Genomic DNA, 23,853 nt, shown 5'->3' on the forward strand with positions numbered 1-23,853 from the left:
TGCCACATCCTCGGCAGTCGCCTCGTACACCGATCGACCTCAGCGCGGGCGAACACACCGCCCGCATCCGGCACCGACCGGACACGAGCGACAGCGACGAGGCGCACGACAGGACCGAACAGCCCTGCCGCACGACCGCCGCTCAGAGTTTGACGAGCGTCCTGCTGTATTGCGGGATGAGCCGGATCTTGCCCGCGGTACCGAAGTCGATGGTGACGGTCGCCAACGGGCCGAAGCCCTCGGCGGCGACCACCTTGCCGAGACCGTACTTGTCGTCGCTGACCCGATCGCCCACGGCGAGTACCAGATTCGCGTTGTTCTTGCCGACGGCACCGGGCGCCGGACGGCGCGGGCCCCGATCGGGACGCACCCCGGGGCGCTCGGACCAGCCGTCGCCACGGGTCCAGTCGCGTTCCATGCCGTCGCTGTCACCGCGCCTGCGAATACCCCGGCTCGCCGGTGATCCGGCGGGCTCCAGTCGCCGCCAATCGATCAGGTGGCCCGGAATCTCTTGGAGGAAGCGGGATTCCGGGTTGGACACCGGTTGTCCCCAACCGGAGCGCACGACCGCGCGACTCAGGTACAGCCGCTTCCTGGCCCGGGTGATGCCGACGTAGGCGAGGCGGCGTTCCTCGGCCAGTTCGGTCGGGTCGCCGAGGGCCCGCATGTGCGGGAACTGGCCGTCCTCCCAGCCGGTCACGAACACCACGGGGAACTCCAGGCCCTTGGCCGTGTGCAGCGTCATCATGGTGACCACGCCGGTGCCTTCGTCCGGGATCTGGTCGGTGTCGGCGACCAGCGAGACCCGTTCGAGGAACGCGGCGAGCGATCCGGGGTCGGGTTCGCCCTCGGCGACCTCGGGCAGCAGTCCCTCTTCCCGGGCCGCCTCCGCGTTGTTGTGCGCTTCGGAGCTGAATTCCCGTGCGACGCTGACGAGTTCGTTGAGGTTGTCCAGCCGGGCGCCGTCCTGCGGATCGTCGGAGGCCTCCAATTCGCCGCGGTAGCCGGTGCGCTCCAGTACCGCGTCGACCACATTCCCGACGTCGGGGAAGTCCAGGTCCTCCTGCACGCCCGCGGCCCGGATCTCCTCGAGCAGGTCGAGGAAGCCGGCGATCGCGCGCTGGGCCCTGGTGTTCAGCAGCGCCACTTTGCCGTCCGCCGCGTCTCGCAGCGCCGCGGCGAACCCGATGCCGCGCTGCTCGGCGTGCACGGCGACGCAGGCTTCGGCCCGGTCGCCGATACCGCGACGGGGTGTGTTGAGGATCCGGCGCAGGCTCACCGCGTCGTCGGGGTTCTCCAGCACCCGCAGGTACGCGACGATATCGCGGACCTCCTTGCGCTCGTAGAACCGAACGCCGCCGACCACCTTGTACGGCAGGCCCATCCGGATGAAGATCTCTTCCAGCGCGCGGGAGTTGTTGTTGGTCCGATAGAACACCGCGACGTCGGAGTAGTTGGCTTCGCCCTGATCGACCAGCCGATCGATCTCGCGCGCCACGAAGGACGCCTCGTCGTGTTCGTTGTCGGCGACGTAGCCGGTGATCAGGTCACCTTCGCCGGAGTCGGTCCACAGTTTCTTGTCGCGCCGGTTCTCGTTGCGCGAGATCACCGCGTTGGCGGCGGAGAGAATGTGCTGGGTGGACCGGTAGTTCTGTTCCAGCAGAATGGTTTCCGCGTCCGGGAAGTCGCGCTCGAACTCTTCGATGTTGCGGATGGTGGCGCCGCGGAACGCGTAGATCGACTGGTCCGCATCACCCACCACACACAGTTCGCTCGGCGGCGCCTGGTCCTCGTTGCGCTCGGCCCGGTGATGTCCGACGAGTTCGCGCACCAGCACGTACTGCGCGTGATTGGTGTCCTGGTATTCGTCGACCAGCACATGCCGGAAGCGACGCCGGTAGTACTCGGCGACCTGCGGGTGGTTCTGCAGCAGCGCCACCGTCTCGCCGATCAGGTCGTCGAAGTCGAGGGCGTTGGCCGCGCGCAGCCGCCGCTGGTACTCGACATAGACCCGCGCGACCAGGGCGGGCAGTTCGGTTTCGTCCGACTCGGCGTCCGCGGTGGCCTGCTGCGGCCCGATGAGCTCGTTCTTGAGATTCGAGATCGCGGTCGCCAGCAGTCGTGCCGTGTATTTCTTCGTGTCGATATCGAAGTCCCGACTGATCATGGTGAGCAGTCGCCGCGAATCATCGGCATCGTAGATGGAGAAATTCGAATTCATGCCCGGCAACAGGGCTGCTTGCATGCGCAATATTCGGACGCAACTGGAGTGGAACGTCGATACCCACATGTTGGTGGCCCGCGGCGAGACCAGTCCGCTCACCCGCTCCCGCATCTCGGCGGCAGCCTTGTTGGTGAACGTGATCGCGAGCACCTGACCGGGCGTCACGCCGCGCGCGGCGAGCAGGTAGGCGATGCGGCGGGTGAGCACGGCGGTCTTGCCCGACCCGGCACCGGCCACGATCAGCAGCGGGGCGCCACTGTGCACAACCGCGGCACGCTGCTGTGGATTGAGCCCGTCGAGCAGGCGCTCGGCTTCTTCGGCGCGCCGACGCTCCCGCTCGACACGCCGTTGCTCCTGCTCGTCGACCGACGGCGGCGGTTCCGGAACCGGCGCTCGCACCGCACGCACCTCCTCGACAGCCGACCGCGCTTCCTCGGCGTTACCACCGGTGACCTGCGGGTTATGGATCGAATCCGGCCGTGGGGCGCGACCGGCCTGCGTCTGGGGAGCCACCGTGATGTCCATCGTCCATCCACGCTACCGGCGCGCACCGACAGAGTTGAAGCCCCGGGTTGTCTCGCTGACGATTCGGTGCCGCACCGGCGAACGGACGGTGAACTCGCCCGGCCGCCGGTGCGATGAAACCGTGTCCTTCTTCTCAGCAGATTCACAAACCAAACGTTTTGCACAACCCCGGGGTCGTGGCAGACTGGCCAGATGATCAGTGGTCCTGCGATACCCCCGTTTCGGTTGACAACCGGATATCGTCATCGCGGCACTTGTATCTGAGCGCACATCCTGGGGGGACAATTCGAAGGCCCCACCAGGTCTGTTTCACGGTGAAAGAACCGATCGGTAACGAGCCGGGCTCACCCGCCGATCCATGTTCTGACACGAGGAGATGAATGATGAGCACCCCCGCAACGACGACTGGGTCCGATTCTGCACTGCCGCAGAGCGACGCGGAGATCGACAAGCTCCGTAAGGAGATCGATCGCCTCGACGCGGAGATCCTTGCCGCCATCAAGCGCCGCACGGAGATCTCCCGGATCATCGGCCGGACGCGGATGGCCTCCGGCGGCCCTCGGCTCGTGCACAACCGGGAGATGAAGGTGCTGGAGCGGTTCAGCGAACTCGGTCAGGAAGGCCACACCCTCGCCATGCTCCTGCTGCGCCTCGGGCGCGGCCGTCTCGGTCACTGACCGGGCAGCCCCAATCCCCTTTCGAACAGTCCTCCTCGGCCGCCACAGGCGGCTTCAGACCCATGCGGCTATCAGAACGACAACCGCATTCCCAAGGCCGCCCCGGGTGTATATCACCCCGGGGCGGTCGTTTTCTGCTCAGGTGAGGGCGATGTACTTGGTGGAGAGGTATTCCTCGATGCCTTCGGTGCCGCCCTCCCGGCCGAAGCCGGACGCTTTGACACCGCCGAAAGGCGCTGCGGGGTCGGAGATTACGCCGCGGTTGATGCCGACCATGCCGGATTCGAGGCCCTCGGCGACGCGCAGGGCGCGGTCGAGGTCGCGGGTGTAGACGTAGCTGACGAGGCCGAACTCGGTGTCGTTGGCGGCGGCGAGGCCCTCCTGCTCGGTGGTGAAGCCGACGATCGGCGCGACCGGTCCGAAGACCTCTTCGGTAAGGATTCTGGCCTGGGCCGGCACGTCGGTGAGGATGGTCGCGGGGTAGAACCAGCCGGGACCGCCCGGGGCCTTGCCGCCGAGGCGGAGCTGGGCGCCTTTGGCCACGGCGTCCTCGACGAGTGCGCTGACGGTGTCGAGCTGTTCTTCGTTGATCAGCGGGCCGAGTGTGGTGTCCGGGTCGGTGCCCGGGCCGAGGACCACGCTGTTGCTCATCGCCTCGACCAGTTTGGTGGTGAACTCCTCGAGCACCCCCTGCTGCACGTGGAAACGATTGGCCGCGGTGCACGCCTCGCCGCCGTTGCGCAGTTTCGCCAGCATCGCGCCCTGGACCGCCGCGTCGACGTCGGCGTCGTCGAACACCACGAACGGCGCGTTGCCGCCGAGTTCCATCGAGGTGCGCAACAGACCGTTGGCCGAGCTCTGCACCAGCTTCTTGCCCACCTCGGTGGAGCCGGTGAAGGTGAGCTTGCGCAACCGCGGATCGTCGATCAGCGGCTGGGTGACCGCACCGGAACGGCTCGACGTGATCACCGAGAGCACCCCGTCGGGCAGTCCGGCCTCGCTGCACAACCGGGCCAGCGCCAGCATCGTCAGCGGGGTCGCCGAGGCGGGTTTGACGATCATGGTGCAGCCCGCGGCCAGCGCCGGGCCGATCTTGCGGGTGCCCATGGCCAGCGGGAAGTTCCACGGCGTGATGGCCAGGCACGGCCCGACCGGCTGCTTGTGCACCATGATCCGGCCGGTGCCCGAGGGTGCGTGCAGGTAGCGGCCGTGCACCCGCACGGCCTCCTCGCTGAACCAGCGGAAGAACTCCGCCCCGTATTTGACCTCGTTGCGGCTCTCCGGCAGCGCCTTGCCCATTTCCAGGGTCATCAGCAGCGCGAATTCCTCGGCCCGCGCGGTGATCTGCTCGAACACGGCGCGCAGGATCTCGCCGCGCTCACGCGAGGGCCGCGCCGCCCATTCGTCCTGCACCGCGACCGCCGCGTCCAGCGCGCGCACCGCGTCTTCGGGTGTCGCGTCGGCGACCTGGGCCAGCACCTCCCCGGTCGCCGGATTGTGCACCGGGAAGGTGCCGCCACCGGTGGCCGCGACGGGCCCACCGATCCACAGTTGCGTCGGGACGGATTCGAGAACTTCGCGTTCGGACACCATGCGCCCAGCGTAACCACCGAGCACCGCGACAGCCCGCGCGAACAGGCCGGATATGGCCGGTATGTCGGGTGGGTGGCGCGCCACGGTCAACTCTGCGGCAGGGATTGCCGTGCGCGGACGGTGGGCGATGAGTAACCTCGGCGATCGTGAGCAGCGACATCACCGCGACGGCGGCCTGGCGGAAACTGCAAGAGCATTTCGACGCGATCGCGGGGCAGCACCTGCGGGAGATCTTCGCCGACGATCCGGCCCGCGGCAGCGAGCTGACCGTCGACGTCGCGGACCTGCACATCGATTACAGCAAGCATCGCGTCACGCGGGAAACCTTGCACCTGCTCGTCGAATTGGCGCGCGAGGCGAAAGTGGCCGAGCGCCGGGACGCGATGTTCGCGGGCGCGCACATCAACACCTCCGAGGATCGCGCGGTCGCCCACATCGCCTTGCGGGCGCCCGAGGGCGAGTCCGTCGTCGTCGACGGCGCGGACGCCGGCGCCGAGGTGCACGAGGTGCTGCGGCGGATGGGCGAATTCACCGACGCGGTGCGGGCGGGCGAATGGCGCGGCGCCACCGGTGCGCGCATCGAGACCGTGGTCAATATCGGCATCGGCGGGTCGGATCTCGGACCGGCGATGGTGTATCAGGCGCTGCGGCATTACGCCGACGCCGATGTCGCCGCCCGGTTCGTCTCCAACGTCGACCCCGCCGACCTCGTGGCGAAGCTGGACGGACTCGACCCTGCCACAACGCTGTTCATCGTCGCGTCCAAGACCTTCTCCACGCTGGAGACCCTGACCAACGCCACCGCGGCCCGCCGCTGGCTGGTGGCGGCGCTGGGCGAGGACGCGGTCGCCAAACATTTCGTCGCGGTCTCGACCAATGCCGAACGGGTGGCCGAATTCGGCATCGACACCGCCAACATGTTCGGTTTCTGGGACTGGGTCGGCGGACGCTACTCGGTGGATTCCGCGATCGGGCTCGCCGTGATGGCGGCCATCGGCAAGCAGCGTTTCGCCGAGTTCCTGGCGGGCATGCACGCGGTGGACGAGCACTTCGCGCAGGCGCCGCTCGACGCGAACGCACCGGTGCTGCTCGGCCTGCTCGGCGTCTGGTACTCGAACTTCTTCGGCGCGCAATCGCATGCGGTGCTGCCGTATTCGAACGATCTCGCACGCTTCCCGGCGTATCTGCAGCAGCTCACGATGGAGTCGAACGGCAAGTCGGTGCGCGCCGACGGTACGCCGGTCAGCACCGCCACCGGCGAAATCTTCTGGGGCGAGCCGGGAACCAACGGACAGCACGCGTTCTATCAACTGCTGCACCAGGGCACGCGTCTGGTACCGGCGGACTTCATCGGATTCGCCCGTCCCACCGATGATCTGCCCACCCGGGACGGCACCGGCAGCATGCACGACATCCTGATGAGCAACCTGTTCGCGCAGACCAAGGTGCTCGCGTTCGGCAAGACCGCCGAGGAGATCGCGGCCGAGGGCACCGACCCGAAGGTGGTGCCGCACAAGGTGATGCCGGGCAACCGGCCGAGCACCACCATCCTCGCCGCGCAGCTGACACCGTCGGTGGTCGGCCAGTTGATCGCGCTGTACGAGCACCAGGTCTTCGTGGCGGGCGCCATCTGGGGTATCGACAGCTTCGACCAGTGGGGCGTCGAGCTCGGCAAACAGCAGGCGCTCGCCTTGGCGCCGTTGCTCAGTTCACCGGAAGAGCCTGCACCACAAGGAGATTCGTCGACTGACGAGCTAATCCGGTGGTACCGCGGCCAGAAATGACCGCGCCTCGGAGTTAGCTGTGCTCGTACCGCCCGCCGCGCTGAAACAGCACGAGATCAGCGCGCGGCCTGGTGCCGGCGACGAGATCGGCGTTGCGCAAGTCGCTCTCGCGCACCTTGACCCGGGCAGCCGCCCGGCTACGACCGCCGTTCAGGTGCCGGTGCAGCAACCGCCGCTCCAGCACGTCGCGCGGGGCGTCGAGGTACCAGCATTCGTCGAGCAGCGGGCGGACCGCCGACCACTGCTGGTCCGCGATATCGTCGAGCAGCAGGTAGTTGCCCTCGACGATCGCGATGGTCTGCCGGTCGAACACGACGCCCGCCGGGGTCGGGTCGTCCAGGGCGCGATCGAAGACCGGCCACGGCACCGCCGCGCCGACGCGGGTATCGCGCAGCAGGCGCAGGTTCGCGAGGAAGCCCGCCGTATCGAAAGTATCGGGTTCGCCTTTGCGCGCAAGGCTTTCCGTGGCCCGCAGGACCGCGTTGGTCAGGTGGTAGCCGTCCATCGGCGCGATCTCGGCGAGCGGGGCCGCAGCCTCGTGGTTCAGCGCGTCGCGCAGTGCCACCGACAAGGTGGACTTTCCCGCACCCGGCGGGCCCGCGATGCCGAGCAGATACCTGCCGTCGCGACCTGCGGCGTGCGCGCGCACCCGTCCGGCGAGCGCCGACAGCGATGGATTGTCCACCGTCGCACCTTACCGAGCACAAAAGGACGTCTCACCGAGCCTGTGGCGAGCTCGGTGAGACGTCCGTTCAACCGGTAATGGTTGTTAAGTGCGAGCCTGCTGCTGCGGCAGCTTGGTCGCCTTGGTGGCGTTGGCCACCTGCACGCAGTCGGCGGCCGTGGTGCCGGCCGTCTGGTTGCGCACGTTGGTGTTGCACGCGGTCTTCAACGCGGTGGACAGCGCCGCGTAGTTGGAGTTCGACGACAGGAGCGTCTGCGTCGTCCAGTACAGAGCCGCGGTCTTCGCGATGCCGATCGCGGTGACGGTCACGCCGTTGAGGCTGCCGCCGTCGACCATGATCTGCGCGGTCTTGTTGCCGACGCCGCTGTTGATGTGCACGCCGCCGTTGTCACCGGTGCCGGTGTACCAGTACCGGCCGCGGTAGGTGTCGGGATCCTGGTAGGCGTTGGGGTTCTGCATGTCCCGGATCACGCCGATCGAGCTGCAGGCGCCGAGCTTCCAGCGGTTGGCCGGGGTGTTGCACGGGTTGCTGGTGTTCACCAGGAAGGTGAGCTCGCCGAAGACGTCGGACATGGACTCGTTGATCGCGCCCGGCTCGTTGCGGTAGACGAGACCGTTGGTGTACTGGGTGACACCGTGCGTGAGCTCGTGCGCGGTGATGTCCTCGGTGGTCAGACCGGAACCATAGGCCATGTAGCTGCCGGACCAGAACGCGTTCTGGTAGGGGCATGCGGTGGTGGTGCACAGCCGCACGGTGGCGCGCAGCGCCTTGCCCTTGCCGTCACCGGTGTCGGAGCCGATCAGGTTGGTCAGGTTCGGCACCTTGGTGTACTGGGCGTAGAACCGCTCGGTGTTCCCCAGGTAGTCGTAGATCTTGTCGACATCCTGAATACCCGTGGGGCCCTGGCCCTCCGAGCGAGTCGAGCGCAGGCTACCGGTGCCGCAGCCGGCCCGGTTGGGGTCGATGCGCCGGTTCGCGTTGTCACACACGACGCGGTTGAGGTGCTTGGTCTCGCTCCAGCTGTCGAGTACCTTGCCGGTGTTGTTCGCGTCGACGAACACGACCCACGTCGCGGGCTCGCCCTTCTTCTCCTCGCTGACACCGGTGATGTCGACCTTGAACGCCGGGACGGCCACGCTCTGCGCGTCGTCCTTGGCGGCCAGCTTCGCGTCGTACCAGTACGCCTTGGTCTCGGTGACCGACAGCTGGTCCGGCGCCGCCTTGCTCGCCGCGGCGACCTTCTTCAGCGCGGTCTGCTGGACCTGGGACGTCGGCGCCGTGCTGGCGAACTTGCCTTCGGACTTCTTCGACAGCGCACCGGTCACCGAGATCAGCGAGCCGTTCGCGGTCAGCGACTGCGCCGCGGACGCACCGAACACCGGTACCTTGTCGATCTCCTGCCGCAGCCTGACGGTGGACCCCTCACCAACCGGGAACACCGACTCCACGACGAGATCGCCTGCGCTGTCACCGTTTCCGGCCAGCGCCTTCTCGACACCCTGGGCGTGCGCCTGGGCCGCGGCCGGAGCCTCGGCGGGCGTTCCCTGCGGCGCCGCGAGCGGCTCCTTGGGCACCACGAGCTGGACCGCGCCCTGCTGGTCGACGGTCACCTCTTTCGGCACCGCGGACAGGTCGGAGCTCGTAGGCGCCGACGGACTCGAAGGGGGTTGCGCGTACACAGCCGGACCGGACGCGAACACCATTGCCCCAGTAGCGATTAAAGCGAAGGCGGCATATCGCCCCGCTCGTTTTTGTGTGGGTTTCATGACCAAGTAGAACCACATTCGAGCGGTCAACTCGACTGGAGAGCAAACTGGGGAAACGGACAGCAGAGCCGGAACAGGGTCCGGCAACCGTCCAGCTCAGCTCGGCAAATACGCTGTATCAAGATCTTTCGACGACGTCGTTGATCGAGTTGTCAGCCACCTGCCGAGCTATCTACGAGATCGCCGAATTCATTAGGCCGAAACATGTTTGCAACACCGACAGCCGAATTACGCAGCGGCCGAATTGTTTTGCATCGTATAGCTCAGAGCAACGCGCGCTCGATGATGGCGCCGGTGTCCACCCCGGTCGGCAGGGTGCCGAAGGCGATGCCCCAGTCGTCGCCGAGCCGGGTGGCGCAGAAGGCGTCCGCAACCGCGGGGTGACCGTGCCGGACCAGTTGCGCGCCCTGCAGCACGAGCGCCATCAGCTCGACGATGCGCCGGGCGCGGTACTCGATATCGCCGAGGTCGGTGAGTTCCTTGCCCACCCGGCTGATCGCGTCGTCCAGCCGCGGATTCTCGCCCCGCGCCGATGACACCTCGTTGAAGAACGCTTCGACTGTCTCCGGCTGACGGCCCATGGCGCGCAACGCATCCAGCGCGGCGACATTGCCCGACCCCTCCCAGATCGACATGAGCGGAGCCTCGCGATACAGCCGGGGCATGCCCGACTCCTCGGCATAACCGTTGCCGCCGAAGCATTCCAGCGCCTCCGCGGCGTGCGCCGGTGCCCGCTTGCACACCCAGTACTTGGTGACCGCCAGCGCGATTCGGCGCAGCGCCGCCTCGGCCGGGTCGGTCGTCGCCCGGTCGGTGGCCCCGGCCAGGCGCATCATCACCGTGGTCGCCGCATCGGACTCGATCACCAAGTCGGCCAGCACGTTTCGCATGGCCGGTTGGTCGATCAGTTTGGCGCCGAAGGCTTCCCGATGCCGGGCGTGATGCGCGGCGAAGACCGCGCCGGTGCGCATGCCGGTGGCCGAGCCGATCACGCAGTCCAGGCGGGTCATGTTCACCATCTCGATGATGGTCTTGACCCCCGCGCCCTCCGCGCCGACCAGCCAGCCGGTGGCATTCTCGTATTCGATCTCCGAGGACGCGTTCGACTTGTTGCCGAGCTTGTCCTTGAGCCGCTGGATACGGATCGGATTACGGGTACCGTCCGGCAACACCCGGGTCAGCAGGAAGCAGGACAACCCGCCGGGCGCCTGGGCCAGTGTGAGGAACATGTCCGACATCGGGGCGGAGGTGAACCACTTGTGCCCGACGATCCGGTACGAGCCGTCCGGTTGCGGCGTCGCCGTCGTGGTGTTGGCGCGCACATCCGAGCCGCCCTGCTTCTCGGTCATCGACATGCCCGCGATGAGCCCGGCCTTACCCGACGGTTCGCGCAGCCCGAAGTCGTAGACCCGGGAGCCGAGCAGCGGTTCGTATCTCGCGGACAGCTCCGCGTTGTGCCGCAGCGCGGGCACCACCGCATAGGTCATCGAGATCGGGCACATGTGCCCGGCCTCGGCCGCGCCCCAGGTGTAGAACTTCGCCGCACGGGCGACGTGCGCGCCGGGACGCTCGTCCAACCAGGGTGCGCCGTGCAAGCCGTGCGACACAGCCACATTCATCAGATCGTGCCAGTGCGGATGGAACTCCACCTCGTCGACGCGATGGCCGTACCGATCGTGGGTGTGCAGCACCGGCGGATACTCGTTGGCCAGCCGCCCCCATTCCTGCGCCACGGAACCGCCTGCGAGTGCGCCTAGTTCACGCACCTCGGGTTCGGCCCAGCCCGCACCTTCCCGATGCAGGCCCTCGAGCAAGGCCGGGTTCCGCGAGACATCGAACGGCGCGATATCGGGCACCTGGTTGAACACTTCATGCGTCTGCATCGGATACTCCTGATTCCAGCCGAGCGACCGGGGCGCTCGATGCCGCGGGCACACCGAGTGCGCGCAGGGCGAAGACAATGAGTTCGGGGACAACGGATTCCGCGTGCGGCGCGGCGGCCAACGGACCGACCAGCACCTCACCGATCGCACCGACCAGCGCGGCCGCACTGGTCCGCGCGTCCTGGGCGGGCAGCTCGCCGCTCGAAACGCCCTCCGCCACCGCCGATTCGAAGGCTTCGGCGAACGCGCGGCGAAAGTGCAGCCGCTCGGTGTCGACCACGGTGTCCACCGGCTCGACGAGCAGCACATAGGCGAGTTTCGGGTTCTTCAGCGCGCGTCCGGCGAAGGTCTCCACCGCGGCGCTCACCCGCTCCACGGCGGTGCCGCCCGCGCTCGCCGCGGCGACCGCAGCGACCTCCCAGGCAACCACTCGCCGAAAGACGGCGCTGACCAGTTCCGCCTTGCCCGCGAAGTGTTTGTAGACGGTGCCGGTGGCCACGCCGGCTTCGGCCGCGACCGCCGCCATCGACAGACCGGCATAGCCCGCCCGCGACAAGACGGTGGTCGCGGCCTGCACGATCAGGCCCGCCTGCGCGTCCAGGCGGGCCTGCACGGCGGGGGTTCTGCGGTAGGCCACGCAAGAAGTGAACCACATATTCATTTCTTGCCACAAGGGCGGTTTTACGGCGTATGGTCAAGGCCGTGAACGTACGAATCGAGCGCAACGGCGCGGTGACCACGGTGATTCTGCACCGGCCCGAGGCACGCAACGCGGTCGACGGCCCGACCGCCGCGACCCTGGCGGATGCCTTCCGCGAATTCGATGCCGATCCCGACGCCGCGGTGGCCGTGCTGTGGGGCGACGGCGGCACCTTCTGCGCGGGTGCGGACCTCAAGGGTCTCGGCACCGAACGGTCCAATCAGGTCACCGAGGACGGCGACGGCCCGATGGGGCCGACCCGGATGCGCCTGTCCAAGCCGGTGATCGCCGCGGTCTCCGGCTACGCGGTCGCGGGCGGGCTGGAACTCGCGCTGTGGTGCGATCTGCGAGTCGCCGAGCAGGACAGCACCTTCGGCGTGTTCTGCCGTCGCTGGGGCGTGCCGCTGATCGACGGCGGCACCCTGCGCCTGCCCCGGATCATCGGCACCGGACGCGCGATGGACCTGGTGCTCACCGGCCGTCCCGTCGACGCCGCGGAGGCCCTGCAGATCGGCCTGGTCAACCGTGTCGTGCCGACCGGCGAAGCCCGCAGTGCCGCAGAACAACTCGCCGCCGAACTCGCCGCATTGCCACAGGCGTGCCTGCGCTCGGACCGCCTGTCGCTGCTCGAGCAGGACGGCATGGACGAAGCAGCCGCACTGCGCAACGAACTACGGCACGGCATGACCGCGCTCGCCAACGGCGCCCTCGACGGAGCCCAGCGCTTCGCCTCCGGCGCGGGCAGGCACGGCACGAAAGCGTGAGCGCCCCCGGCAGGCTGAGCGTCGTCGACGAGATCTTCCTCCGGACCCACCGCGGGCTGGGCACTCCCATTGCGCTGCAAGGCTTGTGGCGTACGCCCGAGCGCATCGAGCCGGAGTTGCTCCGGCAGATCCACGCGTCGCTGCGCACCGGCCCGTTGGGGCGCAGGGTCGTTCGCCCCCGCGTGCCCGGAGCGCGCCGGGCCTGGCGGGCTACTACCCGCGCGCACCCGCTCGCGTGGCACGAACAGCCGATCCCGCGCTCCGCGCTGTTCACCTGGGCCGACGCGCAGGGGGCCGACCTCGACCCCGAAACCGGACCCGGCTGGCGGCTGTCCGCCACCGCACTCGCCGACGGGGGTTCGGTTGTCGCCCTGACCTGTTCGCACGCGCTCGCCGACGGCCGCGCGCTGGCGCTCGCGGTGGATGACGCGCTCGGCGGCACGGCGTTGCACGCCGGAGCACCGGTACCCGGATCGGACTGGGCCGATGCCCGCAGGCAATGGTCCACGGTCGTTCGCGGCACCGTGCGGGCGTTGCGGCACGGCATCCCCGCGCGTCCGCTCGTGGCCCCCGACCGCGTCGACGCGCCGTCCAGCGGTGCCGCCGTACACAGCGCGGTCCTGCAGTGCTCCGTGGCCGATTGGGAACGAGCCGCCGCAGCGCACCGCGGCACCGCCAACAGCCTGTTCATCTGGTTGATCGCGAATACGCTGTGGGCCTGCGGTTTTCCCGCCGAAGTGATCGAGGCCAGTCTGCCGGTCGACACCCGCGACGAACCGCGGGTGGACAACGACCTCGCCATGACCGCGATCGACGTACACCGCACCGACACCCCCGCCTCGATCCGCGCGCGGGCCCGCACCGCATACGAGCGCCGCATGTCGAGTCCCGGCGGGATGCCCGAGGAACTGCTCCAGGTCGTTCCGGATCGCTGGGCCTACGCGTTGTCCAAAGGCGCAGGAGAGCGAGACATCCTGTGCTCCAACGTCGGAACGCTGCCCGCCACTCTCACCGCATTGGGCGCGCACCGTTGCACCGGCGTCGCCGCACGGGCAATCCACCCAGGCCTCACCGCCGGCCAGTTACCGCGGACCCGGCTGTCCGGCTACCTGTGCCGCATCGCCGACGACTACGTGGTGGCCCTGGTCGGCCTCGATCCGGTGCGTATCGAATCCGACAGTGCGCTGACCGATCTCGCGGCGAAGACCGCGGCGGCCATCGATCTGCCGGTGCGAACGTGGTGATCCGCGCTCACTCCATGGCGTCGATATCGTGCGCGGTGAGCGCGGCGGCGAACAGCTGCGCGTGATCCGGCCGGTTGGGGTCGTAGCCGGTGACGGTGGCGATCCGGTTGAGCCGGTAGTTGAGCGTATTGCGGTGCACCACAAGGGCGGCCGCGGCTTGCTGACGGTTGTAGTCGTTGTCGATCAGCGCCCGCAGCGCATCGAGCAGATGCGCCTGATCGTGTAGCGGCGCCAGCAGCGTGAGCAGCCAGGTACGCGCGGGACCGGGCCGGGCCAGCTGGTATTGCAGCGCCAGGTCGGCCATCCGGTACACCGCGCTGGGACGACGGAGTTGATAAGCGAGCCTGGCGATTTCACCGGCCTCCTCGGCCGCCGCCGGAATGTCGGCGACGTCGGCGGCGGTCGCGAAACCCGCGACCGTGCGCACGCCGGCCCCTTGGGCGACCCTGGCGACGAAGGTGTCCAACGCCGCGTCGGCGTCACCGTCCATACCGGGCACGAGCAAGACGCCGCCACCGCGCTCGACCGTGCTCAAGGCCCGGCCGGACACCGCGTCGACCTCGGCCTGCACGACGCGTAACACCGGCCGATTCGCGCCGGCCGGATCCGACTCGGCCAGCCGGAACACCAAGACGCGGAATCCGCCGTCGAGCGAGATGCCGAACCGCTCGGCCAGCAGGTCGGCGGGTGTGCCGTGCACCAGCGCCTGTGCCACCGCCCGCTTGGCTTCCCGCTGCTCCCAGTGCAAATCCTGGCGCTCGCGCAGATAGGCGCTCGCGACGCCGGGCGTGACGGCGCCGAGGTAGCCGAGCACGTACGGCACCGCGGCCAGCAGCTGCTCACGCTGGGCCGGTGCGGTCGCGGCGGCGGCGACCGAGTTCCACGCCGCGATCGCGCCGTGGTGATACACCGAAAGCACGGTATCCAAAGGGATTCCGGCTCTGGCCCGGCGCACCGCGATCTCGATCAGCTCGGTCAGCGCGTCCTTGTCCGGCGGTCGCCGATCCGACAGCGACCGCAGGAACAGGCGGAGATTGGCCTCCGCGGCCTGCGGCAGGTCCTCCCTGGCGTCGGCGGAGAGCTCCCGATAGTCGGGCACCGCGCTGAGGACCTCGGCCAGCAGGTCCCGGGTCACTTCGGGCAACACCGTCCGGACATATTTCGACAGGTCGTCCAGCGCAGCGGCATCAGTGCGAGCAGTCACCCGCACATTGTTTGCACAGACAAACCGTTCCGCACAATAGCGACGAGTGAACAAACTTCGTTAGTGCACCCGAACAAGATGACATCCCGTCAGATGCACAAATACCGTCACGAAATCCCGTCGCCCGCACGGTGACCGGCGTCACAATCTCGGATCGGACTGCGCCACGACTCGCTCGCTCCCGGGCCGCGGGAGGGGGCGGAGCCGAGCAGCCACCCGCCGTAAGGTCCGTGCAGTCAGCAGCTACGCCTCGGCAACCGAAGATCGTGGCCGATTTCAGCGCACCGGGGTCAGGGTGCGGTCGGCTCGGTCGAGCACGTCGGAGGGAACCTCCACGTCCGGGTCCAGATCGGCCGAACCGATCGGCGCGTCCCAGACCTGCCGCACCGGCAGCACACCGGCCCATACGCCGCCGGTCTCGATATCGGCCGCGTCGTCATTGGGTCCGCCCGACCTGACTTTGACCGAGGCTTCGGTGAGATCCAGCGCGAGCACCATGGTGGCGGCGAGTTCCTTCTTGCTCGGCGGCCGCACCCGCGACCAGGCCCCCGGCGCGGCATGCTCGGTGATCACCTCGAGCGCGCGCACCCGCTGCGCCGGATCGGTGAGCTCCACCGCACGACCGTGCACCACCGCGGAGCGGTAGTTCATCGAGAAGTGCATCGCAGAACGGGCGTAGACGATGCCGTCGACCAGGGTGACAGCGACCGAGACAGGCCCGGTCATGGCCGCCCGCAGATTGCCCGCGCCGGTCGAACCGTGCAGGTAAAGCGTGTCACCCTCGCGCCCGTAGATGGTCGGCAGCACCACCGGCGCGCCGCCGAGCAGCACGCCGAGGTGGCAGATCAGGCCCGCGTCGAGCACCGCGTCGAGTTCGGCTCGATCGCTGCGCGCCCGCTCCTTCGAGCGCGTCACGGTGCTGCGCGGGGTCGGCGAGAGCGGGGTCCTGGCATCGGCTGAACGGGTCATACGACCAGGATCGGACGCTTAGTGGCATTATCAAAGTGCCAATTCAGCGAAATCTACACAGTCCACTTTTGAGGTCACCGTGCTCGACGAACTCCCCCTCGATCTCGACCGCGCGCGGCCCGAACCGTTGTCGGTCCAGGTCGCCGACGGGTTGCGGGCCGCGGCGACCAACGGTCTGCTGCGCGGTGGCGACCGGCTGCCGTCCTCGCGTTCGCTCGCGGTCCGGCTCGGTGTCAGCCGGACCGTGGTGGCCGCGGCCTACGATCAACTGCACGCCGAGGGCTGGATCGACGGCAAACGCGGCTCCGGCACCTACCTGACCACCGCGCCGCCCGCCACGCCCACCCGCGCGTTCCGGTCCGCAGCCGCGGACAACGAACCGCAACTGCGCGACCTGGAACCCGGCGCACCGTGCTCCGATGCCATCGACCGCGCCGCCTGGCGGCGTGCGTGGCGCTCCGCCGCCGACCTGTCGCCGATGGTGCGCCGCGACCGCGCCGGCGAGCCGGAGTACCGCACCGCGATCGTCGAGCATCTGCTGCGCCACCGCGGCTTGGGCGCGGGCAGCGACACCACGCTGCTCGCCACCGCCGGAACCAGCTCCGCGGTAGGCGAACTCGCCGCCGCACTGCTGCGGCCAGGTGACGCGGTGGCTTTGGAGGATCCCGGATACCACCGTGCCGCAGGCGCTTTCGCGGCGGCCGGGGTGCGCGTGCTGCCGGTGCCGGTCGACGCGCACGGCCTGCGCGTCGATCTACTGCCGCCGCAGATCAAGGCCGTGTATTGCACGCCGGCGCACCAGTTTCCGCTCGGCCCCCGGCTGCCCGCCGCGCGCCGCGTCGCCCTCGTCGAACACGCGAGGCGGCACGGCCTGCTGATCATCGAAGACGACTACGACGGCGAATTGCGTTACGACACAGCACCTTTGCCGCTGCTCGCGGCGATGGCACCGGACGTCGTGGTGCACCTCGGCACGACGAGCAAGATCCTCTCGCCGACTCTCGGCGTCGGTTGGCTGGTCGCCCGGCCCGCGATCGCCGACGCGGTGCTCGCGCACCGGCACCGGACCGGCACCTGCCCGAGTCCGGCCGGGCAGCAGGTGTTCGTCTCGCTGGCCGCGCACGGCGATCTGGCCAGGCACCTGCGCAGACTGCGCCGCGAGCTGCCGCCGCGCCGGGCCTTGGTGGTGGCGGAGCTGCGCCGCCGCGGGCTCGACGTGCTCGGCGACGATGCGGGCACCCACGTCGTGGTGCCGCTCGGCTCGGCCGAGGCCGAGGAGCGCGGCGTGACGCTGGCCCGCGCGCAGGGCGTCGCGCTCGACGGATTGGCCCGCTACCACCTCGGCCCGCGACGGCACTTCGGTGTCGCGCTCGGCTACACCGCGTTGTCCTTGCCCGACCTGGCCACGGCCGTCCCGATCGCGGCCGCGTGCCTGGCGCGGTCGTAGCATGGTCGACATGACCGAACAGGACGTTCTGGCACGCATCAAGGCACTGGTCGAGCAGGAGCACGAGCTCCGCGCACAGGCCACCAAGGGTGAGCTCGACCCCAAGACCGAACGCCGGCAGCTCGCCGAGCTCGAGGTGATGCTGGACCAGGCGTGGGACCTGCTGCGGCACCGCAGGGCACGGATCGACCAGGGCGAGTCCCCGGACGGCGCCGAACCGAGCTCACCGGCACAGGTCGAGGGCTATCTGCAGTAGCCGCGACGATGCCGAGCGAGACGACCGAATACGACGTCATCGTGATCGGTGGCGGACCGGCGGGCGAGAACGCCGCCGCCTACGCGATCGCCGGGAGCGAGCGCACCGCCGTGATCGTGGAACGCGAACTCGTCGGCGGCGAATGTTCCTACTGGGCCTGCATTCCCAGCAAGGCGCTGTTGCGGCCGGGTCATGTGCTCGCCGCCGCGCAGGCGATGGACGGGATCACCGCCACCGGCCTCGACGTCGCCGCTGTGCTGCGGCGCCGCGATTCGTTCGCCGGGCACGACGACACCTCCCAGGTGAAATGGGCGAACGACAATCGCATCGACGTGCTGCGTGGCACCGGGCGACTCGCCGGTCCGCGCCGCGTCGAGGTCGACGGCCGGATTCTGACCGCACGCCACGCGGTGGTGCTGGCGACCGGCACCACCGCGAACGTTCCCGACATACCCGGCCTGCGCGCCGCGCTGCCGTGGATCTCCCGCGACGCCACGAATCTGCACGAGGTGCCCGAGCGGGTGCTCATCATCGGCGGCGGGGTCGTCGCGTGCGAGGCGGCGACCTGGTTGGCCGCGCTCGGCGCGCAGGTCAGCCTGGTCGTGCGCGGCGGTGGCGTGCTGGCCGCCGCGGAACCGTTCGCGGGCGAACGCGTCGTCGCGGCGCTCACCGAGCGCGGCGTGCGCGTCCTGCTGAACACCGCGCCGGTGCGCGTGCACCGCCCCGACGCGAAGGACACCGGCGAAGGACGCGTGCACGGCGGCCCGATCACCGTGTGGCTGCACAGTGCGCAGGGCGAGGACGAAATCGAGGTCGACGAGATCATCGTGGCCGCGGGACGCGCCCCGGCCACCGCGGGTCTCGGCTTGGCCGAAGTCGGCCTGCCGGACGGCTACGTCGAGGTCGACGACCAACTGACCGTGCGTGGCGTGGACGGCGACTGGCTGTACTGCGTCGGCGACCTGAACCACCGCGCCGCCCTCACGCATATGGGCAAGTACCAGGCCAGGGTGTGCGGTGACGTGATCGCGGCCCGCGCCGAAGGGCGTCCGCTCACCGACGCCCGGTTCGCGGCGAGCGCCGATCACGCGCAGGTCCCCCAGGTGGTGTTCACCGCGCCGGAGGTGGCCTCCGTCGGGCTCACCGAGGCGGCCGCACGCGCCGCGGGCCACGCCGTCGAGACGGTGGAACTCGATATCGCGGTGGCCGGATCCTCGTTGGCGCGCAACGACTTCGCGGGCCACGCCAAGCTGGTCATCGATTCGGCCACCGACACCCTGCTCGGCGCCACCTTCGTCGGCCCCGAGGTGGGCGAGCAGCTGCACGCGGCCACCATCGCGGTGGTGGGCAAGGTACCGCTGGCAACTCTGTGGCACGCAGTGCCTGCGTTTCCCGCCGTGAGCGAGTTCTGGTTACGTCTGTTGGAGGCCCGCCGCGCGTAGCTACCATCGGTGAATGGTGGCATCGACAGATATCCAGACCGCCGACGGAGTCGTCCGGGGTCGTCGTGGCCGCCGCGTGCTGCGCTGGCGGTCCCTCCCCTACGCGGCCGCACCGGTGGGTGACTTGCGTTTTCGCGCCCCGCGGCCGGCGGTCCCCTGGACCGGGGTGCGCGAGTGCACCGAGTTCGGGTTCGCCGCGATGCAGCACCGCACCGGCGCGCGGATCGGGCCGCGGCGCTACCAGCCCACCAACGAGGACGCGCTGACACTGAATGTCACCGTGCCCGTCACACCGTCCACCACGCCGCGCCCGGTCCTCGTGTTCATCCACGGCGGCGGGTACCTCATCGGCACCTCGGCACTGGGCCTCTACTCCGGTGCCCGGCTGGCGCTGCGCGGGGACGTGATCATGGTGTCGCTGAACTACCGGCTCGGCGCGTTCGGTTATGTCGACTTCAGTGAATTCAGCACTCCGGAGCACACTTTCGAGTCGAACCTGGGGCTGCGCGACCAGGTCGCCGCGTTGCGCTGGGTGCGGGCCAATATCGCGGCGTTCGGCGGCGATCCGGACAACGTGACGATCTTCGGCGAATCGGCGGGCGCGCACGCGGTATTGAGCCTGCTCGCCACGCCTGCCGCGAAAGGCCTCTTCCATCAAGCTATTTCGCAGAGCCCGCCGGCGGACTGGGCGATGACCGCCGAGGACGCCCGGGCCTTCGCGCGCCGGTGCGTCACCGAACTCGGCGCCACACCGGAGACCGCGGCGCGGACGCTGCGCACCGCGAGCGCCAACGATATTCGGCGCGCGGTCGACCGGAGCAGCGGCCGGGTGCTGCGCGAACATCGCGGCCTGTTCCCGGTCGCTCCGGTGGTCGACGGCGATTTCCTGCCGCAGGCGCCGATCGACGCGATCGTCGACGGCAATGCGCACCGGGTGCCGCTGATCATCGGGACCAACCGCGACGAAGGGACGCTGTTCGCGAAGTTCGCCGACTCGCTGCCCACCACCGCGCAGCGCCTGCGGGCCGCGGTCGGCTCCGCCGAGGCCGAATCCCGTATCGCGGCAGCCTATCCCGGGTATCCAGCGGCGCGGGCAGCCGTGCGCGCGGGCGGTGATTTCGTCTTCTGGCGCCCCTCGGTCCGCGTGATGGCGGGGCACAGCAAGTACGCGCCCACCTACGCCTACCGGTACGACTTCGCGCCGCGCGCGTTGCAACTCCTGGGCCTCGGGGCCTCCCATGCCACCGACCTCGTCCCCGTCTTCGGCGGCGGCGAGGCCTCGTTCGGCATCGCCTTCACCGCGGCGGGCGGCCGGCGCGGGCTACAAGCCGTGACCCGCCAGTTCCAGGACAACTGGCTCGCGCTCGCGCGCACCGGCGCGCCGCTGCCGTCCTGGCCGCCCTACACCGAGTCCCGCCGCACGACGCTGATCATCGATTACCCCACGCGCGTGGAGCACGACCCGGATCAGGCCAAACGCCTTGCCTGGCAAGACATCCGAATTCCCACCCTGCGCGCGCGGGCTACTTGAGCAGGCGCGACATCCGGCGGTCGGCCAAGATCTTGCCGCCGGTCTGACAGGTCGGGCAATACTGGAAGGAACGCTCCGCGTAGGAGACCTCACGGACGGTGTCGCCGCAGACCGGGCACGGCAGACCGGTCCGGGCGTGCACCTGCATGCCGGAGCGTTTCTCGCCCTTGAGCCGGGCGGCGTCCTGGCCGACCGACCGCTGCACGGCGTCGGACAGCACCGCCCGCATCGCCGCGTACAGTTCGGAGACCTTGTCCACCGCAAGGGTTTTGGTGTTGGCGAACGGCGATATCCGGGCGGTGTGCAGTATTTCGTCGGAGTAGGCGTTGCCGATGCCCGCCAGCAGGGACTGGTCGACGATCGCGGTCTTGATCCGCTGCGAGGCGCCGCGCAGGATCTCGGCGAACTCCTCCTCGGTCACCGCGAGCGCGTCGGGGCCGAGCCGGGCGATGCCGGGGACCAGCTTCGGGTCGTCCACGATGTACACCGCGAGCCGCTTCTTGGTGCCGGCCTCGGTCAGATCGATCGCGGGCGTCGCGCCCTCGGGGGTGAAGAAGTGCACGCGCAACGCCAGCGGACTCTTGCCGCCCGGCTTCGGCGGCGTCTGGCTGGGTTCGTCGATCCAGCGCAACCAGCCACCGCGGGACAGATGCGTGATCAGCCACAGCCCGCCGCAGTCCATGCCGAGGAATTTGCCCCAGCGGCCCGCGCCCGTCACGTCCCGGCCGGACAGCGCGGTCACCGGCGGATCGAAGGTCTTCACGGCGCTCAACGCCGCGACATCCACACGCCCCACCACGGCGCCGACCGCATGTTCCCGCAGGAACTGCGCCAACGCCTCCACTTCAGGTAGTTCGGGCACATGCCCAGGCTACCGGCGACCACCGACATCAGCAGGCCGGTCGGGCTCGGAGTTCAGCCGCGACGCAGCAGGTAGACGTCCATGATCCAGCCTTTTTCGGCACGCAAGCGGGTCCGGCGCTCGACGATCTGCTGTTCGACCTCGCGCAGCGGGCCCGCGATCAAGGTCTCGTCCGGCATGCCGAGGTAGGCGCCCCACCAAATGTGCACGTCGTTCCCCGGCACCTCGGTGAACGCGCACTCGCCGTCCAGCATCACCACCGCCGAATCGGCGAGCCCTTCCGCCCGCAACCGCCGACCTGTCGTGATGTGCACCGGCTCGCCGATCCGATGCAGCACCATCCGATGCCGTGCGGCCAGTGCCTGCACGCTGGTGACTCCCGGGATCACCTCGTAGTCGAACCGCACGGCGCCGCGGGCGAGCACCCGCTCGATCATCCGCAGGGTGCTGTCGTACAGGGACGGGTCGCCCCACACCAGCATGCCGCCGACGCCCTCGGCCGCGGCGAACGCCGCCTCCAGCAACGCCGCCCGGCGCTCGTGCCAGTCCTCGACGACGCCCTGGTAGTCGGCGGGCGCGCGGTCGCGCGGCGGATCGGCGATCTCCACGATCCGATACGGCCGCTCGACGTGCTCGGCCAGGATCGCGGTCCGCACGTCGACCAGCTCCTGTTTCTCCGCGCCCTTGCCGATCACGAAGAACACGTCGACCTGCCGCAGCGCTTTGACGGCCTGCACCGTCACCTGGTCGGGATCGCCCGCGCCGATGCCGATGACCGAGAGCTTGTGCATGCGCCGAGCTTGCCAAACGCCGCGAAGACTAGAGTTGGCAGGCGTGGCGACGACCGATACCCAGTACGAGGACCTGCTCCGACTGGTACTCGCATCCGGCACGAACAAGGCGGACCGCACCGGCACCGGCACGCGCAGCATCTTCGGTCACCAGTTGCGCTATGACCTGTCCAAGGGCTTCCCGCTGATCACCACCAAAAAAGTGCATCTGAAGTCGATCGTCTACGAGTTGCTGTGGTTCCTGCGCGGCGATTCCAACGCGACCTGGTTGCAGGAGCACGGCGTGTCCATCTGGGACGAATGGGCTGATGCCGAGGGCGAACTGGGCCCGGTCTACGGCGTCCAGTGGCGGTCCTGGCCGACGCCGGACGGCACCCATATCGATCAGATCGCCGAGGTCCTGCAGACGCTGCGCACCAACCCGGACTCGCGGCGCATGCTGGTATCGGCCTGGAACGTCGCTGAATTGAACAAGATGGCGCTGGCCCCCTGCCACGCCTTCTTCCAGTTCTACGTGGCCGACGGGCGACTGTCCTGCCAGCTGTATCAGCGCAGTGCCGACCTCTTCCTCGGCGTGCCGTTCAATATCGCCAGCTACGCGCTGCTCACCCACATGGTGGCGCAGCAGACCGAGCTCGAGCCCGGCGATTTCATCTGGACCGGTGGCGACTGCCATATCTACGACAACCACCTCGACCAGGTCGACGAGCAGCTGTCCCGGGATCCGTACCCCTTCCCGACGCTGCGCCTGCGTCCCGCGCCGACGCTGTTCGACTACGTCTACGAGGACGTGGAAGTGGTCGGCTACCAGCATCATCCGGCGATCAAGGCACCGGTCGCGGTGTGAACGACCACGCCCGTATCCGCCGGCACGGCAGCGGCGCCCGCACGATCGGTTTGATCTGGGCGCAGACGCCCGACGGCGTCATCGGCGCCGACAACGCCATTCCCTGGCGGGTGCCCGAGGACATGGCGAACTTCAAGGCCGTCACCATGGGTCACCCGGTGATCATGGGCAGGCGGACCTGGGATTCGCTGCCGCCCCGATTCCGTCCGCTGGTGGGTCGCCGCAACATCGTGGTGACCAGACAGCCCGACTGGGCCGCCGCCGGTGCCGAACGCGCGGGCTCGGTGCCCGAGGCGCTGGCGCTGAGCGGCCAGGACACCGTGTGGATCGCCGGCGGCGGTGAGATCTACCGGGCCGCCATGGCTTTCGCCACCGACCTGCTCGTCACGGAGGTGGACACCGAGGTAGCCGGCGATGCCTACGCGCCCGCCATCGGCCCGGAGTGGAAGGACGCCGACACGTCGCCGTGGCACGCCTCGACCTCCGGCGTGAACTATCGAATCCGCCGTTATATCCGCAGGTCTGCCGACTGATCGCGGTCGAGTCACCGATCCGCGCGCCTCGCACGACACCGTTCGATCACAGAACGCCGCCACCCCGCAAACCGGACACGAGAGGCTGCGCGGTCGGGCATACTCCAGGGTAAGTGGCGCCCGGG

20 protein-coding genes are annotated in these 23,853 nt (G+C 69.1%); 10 read left to right on the forward strand and 10 right to left on the reverse strand.

Features of this window, described 5'->3' with window-relative positions; all coding sequences use genetic code 11:
- Positions 1 to 142: 142 nt before the first annotated feature.
- On the reverse strand, positions 143 to 2,749 hold the full coding sequence (gene pcrA, locus NBRGI_RS17655; protein ID WP_029897668.1) for a DNA helicase PcrA: 2,607 nt from the start codon (positions 2,747 to 2,749) through the stop codon (positions 143 to 145).
- Between the two features lie 383 nt (positions 2,750 to 3,132).
- Between pcrA and NBRGI_RS17660 the strand changes: the two genes are divergently transcribed.
- A complete protein-coding gene (locus NBRGI_RS17660; RefSeq protein ID WP_014988338.1) occupies positions 3,133 to 3,426 on the forward strand; it encodes a chorismate mutase in 294 nt (97 codons plus the stop codon).
- 138 nt (positions 3,427 to 3,564) lie between these two features.
- On the opposite strand, the gene NBRGI_RS17665 is transcribed toward NBRGI_RS17660, so the two are convergent.
- A complete protein-coding gene (locus NBRGI_RS17665) occupies positions 3,565 to 5,019 on the reverse strand; it encodes an NAD-dependent succinate-semialdehyde dehydrogenase (protein WP_029897669.1) in 1,455 nt (484 codons plus the stop codon).
- A 146-nt stretch (positions 5,020 to 5,165) separates the two neighbouring features.
- Here NBRGI_RS17665 and pgi point away from each other — a divergent pair, with 146 nt between their 5' ends.
- Positions 5,166 to 6,803 carry a glucose-6-phosphate isomerase gene (pgi, locus tag NBRGI_RS17670; RefSeq protein WP_029897670.1) on the forward strand — a complete coding sequence of 546 codons (1,638 nt, stop codon included), beginning with the start codon at positions 5,166 to 5,168 and terminating at the stop codon, positions 6,801 to 6,803.
- A 13-nt stretch (positions 6,804 to 6,816) separates the two neighbouring features.
- Here pgi and NBRGI_RS17675 read toward each other — a convergent pair whose 3' ends face one another.
- The 4 genes from NBRGI_RS17675 to NBRGI_RS17690 all read right to left on the reverse strand — a co-directional run bounded on the left by NBRGI_RS17675 (position 6,817) and on the right by NBRGI_RS17690 (position 11,775).
- Positions 6,817 to 7,488, reverse strand: coding sequence for a nucleoside/nucleotide kinase family protein (locus NBRGI_RS17675; RefSeq protein WP_029897671.1), 672 nt, complete (start codon positions 7,486 to 7,488; stop codon positions 6,817 to 6,819).
- An 84-nt stretch (positions 7,489 to 7,572) separates the two neighbouring features.
- On the reverse strand, positions 7,573 to 9,192 hold the full coding sequence (locus tag NBRGI_RS17680) for a M4 family metallopeptidase (RefSeq protein WP_051727849.1): 1,620 nt from the start codon (positions 9,190 to 9,192) through the stop codon (positions 7,573 to 7,575).
- Positions 9,193 to 9,518: 326 nt separating this feature from the next.
- Entirely contained in the window at positions 9,519 to 11,138 is a 1,620-nt protein-coding gene (locus NBRGI_RS17685; protein ID WP_029897673.1) for an acyl-CoA dehydrogenase family protein, read from the reverse strand.
- Positions 11,125 to 11,775, reverse strand: a complete 651-nt coding sequence (locus NBRGI_RS17690) for a TetR/AcrR family transcriptional regulator (RefSeq protein WP_029897674.1) — start codon at positions 11,773 to 11,775, stop codon at positions 11,125 to 11,127. The genes NBRGI_RS17685 and NBRGI_RS17690 overlap by 14 nt, the downstream gene beginning before the upstream one ends.
- A 53-nt stretch (positions 11,776 to 11,828) precedes the next feature.
- Between NBRGI_RS17690 and NBRGI_RS17695 the strand changes: the two genes are divergently transcribed.
- Positions 11,829 to 12,602, forward strand: a complete 774-nt coding sequence (locus tag NBRGI_RS17695; protein WP_036559631.1) for a crotonase/enoyl-CoA hydratase family protein — start codon at positions 11,829 to 11,831, stop codon at positions 12,600 to 12,602.
- Positions 12,599 to 13,846, forward strand: coding sequence for a hypothetical protein (locus tag NBRGI_RS17700; protein WP_029897676.1), 1,248 nt, complete (start codon positions 12,599 to 12,601; stop codon positions 13,844 to 13,846). Before NBRGI_RS17695 ends, NBRGI_RS17700 begins: the two co-directional genes overlap by 4 nt.
- A gap of 7 nt (positions 13,847 to 13,853) precedes the next feature.
- Here the strand turns inward: NBRGI_RS17700 and NBRGI_RS17705 are convergent, their stop codons facing one another.
- Entirely contained in the window at positions 13,854 to 15,050 is a 1,197-nt protein-coding gene (locus NBRGI_RS17705) for a PucR family transcriptional regulator (protein WP_148310861.1), read from the reverse strand.
- 276 nt (positions 15,051 to 15,326) lie between these two features.
- A complete protein-coding gene (locus NBRGI_RS17710; protein ID WP_029897678.1) occupies positions 15,327 to 16,019 on the reverse strand; it encodes a pyridoxamine 5'-phosphate oxidase family protein in 693 nt (230 codons plus the stop codon).
- Positions 16,020 to 16,098: 79 nt separating this feature from the next.
- Here NBRGI_RS17710 and pdxR point away from each other — a divergent pair, with 79 nt between their 5' ends.
- The 4 genes from pdxR to NBRGI_RS17730 are packed head-to-tail and all read left to right on the forward strand — an operon-like array spanning position 16,099 to position 20,695.
- On the forward strand, positions 16,099 to 17,466 hold the full coding sequence (gene pdxR / locus NBRGI_RS17715; RefSeq protein ID WP_029897679.1) for a MocR-like pyridoxine biosynthesis transcription factor PdxR: 1,368 nt from the start codon (positions 16,099 to 16,101) through the stop codon (positions 17,464 to 17,466).
- Positions 17,467 to 17,476: 10 nt separating this feature from the next.
- Positions 17,477 to 17,722, forward strand: coding sequence for a DUF2630 family protein (locus NBRGI_RS17720; RefSeq protein ID WP_014988351.1), 246 nt, complete (start codon positions 17,477 to 17,479; stop codon positions 17,720 to 17,722).
- An 8-nt stretch (positions 17,723 to 17,730) separates the two neighbouring features.
- The gene (locus tag NBRGI_RS17725; protein ID WP_029897680.1) at positions 17,731 to 19,164 is read left to right on the forward strand and encodes a dihydrolipoyl dehydrogenase family protein; all 1,434 of its coding nucleotides are present in this window, start codon (positions 17,731 to 17,733) and stop codon (positions 19,162 to 19,164) included.
- Positions 19,165 to 19,177: 13 nt separating this feature from the next.
- Entirely contained in the window at positions 19,178 to 20,695 is a 1,518-nt protein-coding gene (locus NBRGI_RS17730; protein WP_029897681.1) for a carboxylesterase/lipase family protein, read from the forward strand.
- On the opposite strand, the gene NBRGI_RS17735 is transcribed toward NBRGI_RS17730, so the two are convergent.
- Positions 20,688 to 21,557, reverse strand: a complete 870-nt coding sequence (locus NBRGI_RS17735) for an Fpg/Nei family DNA glycosylase (protein ID WP_029897682.1) — start codon at positions 21,555 to 21,557, stop codon at positions 20,688 to 20,690. The genes NBRGI_RS17730 and NBRGI_RS17735 overlap by 8 nt on opposite strands.
- A gap of 53 nt (positions 21,558 to 21,610) precedes the next feature.
- Complete coding sequence (gene cobF, locus NBRGI_RS17740) at positions 21,611 to 22,348, reverse strand: precorrin-6A synthase (deacetylating) (protein ID WP_029897683.1); 738 nt, start codon at positions 22,346 to 22,348, stop codon at positions 21,611 to 21,613.
- Between cobF and NBRGI_RS17745 the strand changes: the two genes are divergently transcribed.
- Positions 22,347 to 23,195, forward strand: a complete 849-nt coding sequence (locus tag NBRGI_RS17745) for a thymidylate synthase (RefSeq protein ID WP_051727850.1) — start codon at positions 22,347 to 22,349, stop codon at positions 23,193 to 23,195. The genes cobF and NBRGI_RS17745 overlap by 2 nt on opposite strands.
- Positions 23,192 to 23,728 (forward strand): dihydrofolate reductase, encoded by a 537-nt coding sequence (locus NBRGI_RS17750; protein ID WP_081878125.1) that lies wholly within the window; start codon positions 23,192 to 23,194, stop codon positions 23,726 to 23,728. The genes NBRGI_RS17745 and NBRGI_RS17750 overlap by 4 nt, the downstream gene beginning before the upstream one ends.
- Positions 23,729 to 23,853 lie beyond the last annotated feature (125 nt).

It is taken from the genome of Nocardia brasiliensis IFM 10847, assembly GCF_000710915.1.
In the GTDB taxonomy this organism is placed as follows: domain Bacteria; phylum Actinomycetota; class Actinomycetes; order Mycobacteriales; family Mycobacteriaceae; genus Nocardia; species Nocardia brasiliensis_A.

Excerpts from the sequence above, each read along its gene's own strand:
- NBRGI_RS17695 (WP_036559631.1), top strand. The coding sequence starts at position 11,829 with ATGGTCAAGGCCGTGAACGTACGAATCGAGCGCAACGGCGCGGTGACC.
- NBRGI_RS17730 (WP_029897681.1), top strand. The coding sequence starts at position 19,178 with ATGGTGGCATCGACAGATATCCAGACCGCCGACGGAGTCGTCCGGGGT.
- cobF (WP_029897683.1), bottom strand. The coding sequence starts at position 22,348 with ATGCACAAGCTCTCGGTCATCGGCATCGGCGCGGGCGATCCCGACCAG.
- NBRGI_RS17665 (WP_029897669.1), bottom strand. The coding sequence starts at position 5,019 with ATGGTGTCCGAACGCGAAGTTCTCGAATCCGTCCCGACGCAACTGTGG.
- NBRGI_RS17660 (WP_014988338.1), top strand. The coding sequence starts at position 3,133 with ATGAGCACCCCCGCAACGACGACTGGGTCCGATTCTGCACTGCCGCAG.
- NBRGI_RS17720 (WP_014988351.1), top strand. The coding sequence starts at position 17,477 with ATGACCGAACAGGACGTTCTGGCACGCATCAAGGCACTGGTCGAGCAG.
- NBRGI_RS17745 (WP_051727850.1), top strand. The coding sequence starts at position 22,347 with ATGCGCCGAGCTTGCCAAACGCCGCGAAGACTAGAGTTGGCAGGCGTG.
- NBRGI_RS17680 (WP_051727849.1), bottom strand. The coding sequence starts at position 9,192 with ATGGTGTTCGCGTCCGGTCCGGCTGTGTACGCGCAACCCCCTTCGAGT.
- pcrA (WP_029897668.1), bottom strand. The coding sequence starts at position 2,749 with ATGGACATCACGGTGGCTCCCCAGACGCAGGCCGGTCGCGCCCCACGG.
- NBRGI_RS17685 (WP_029897673.1), bottom strand. The coding sequence starts at position 11,138 with ATGCAGACGCATGAAGTGTTCAACCAGGTGCCCGATATCGCGCCGTTC.
- NBRGI_RS17710 (WP_029897678.1), bottom strand. The coding sequence starts at position 16,019 with ATGACCCGTTCAGCCGATGCCAGGACCCCGCTCTCGCCGACCCCGCGC.
- NBRGI_RS17725 (WP_029897680.1), top strand. The coding sequence starts at position 17,731 with ATGCCGAGCGAGACGACCGAATACGACGTCATCGTGATCGGTGGCGGA.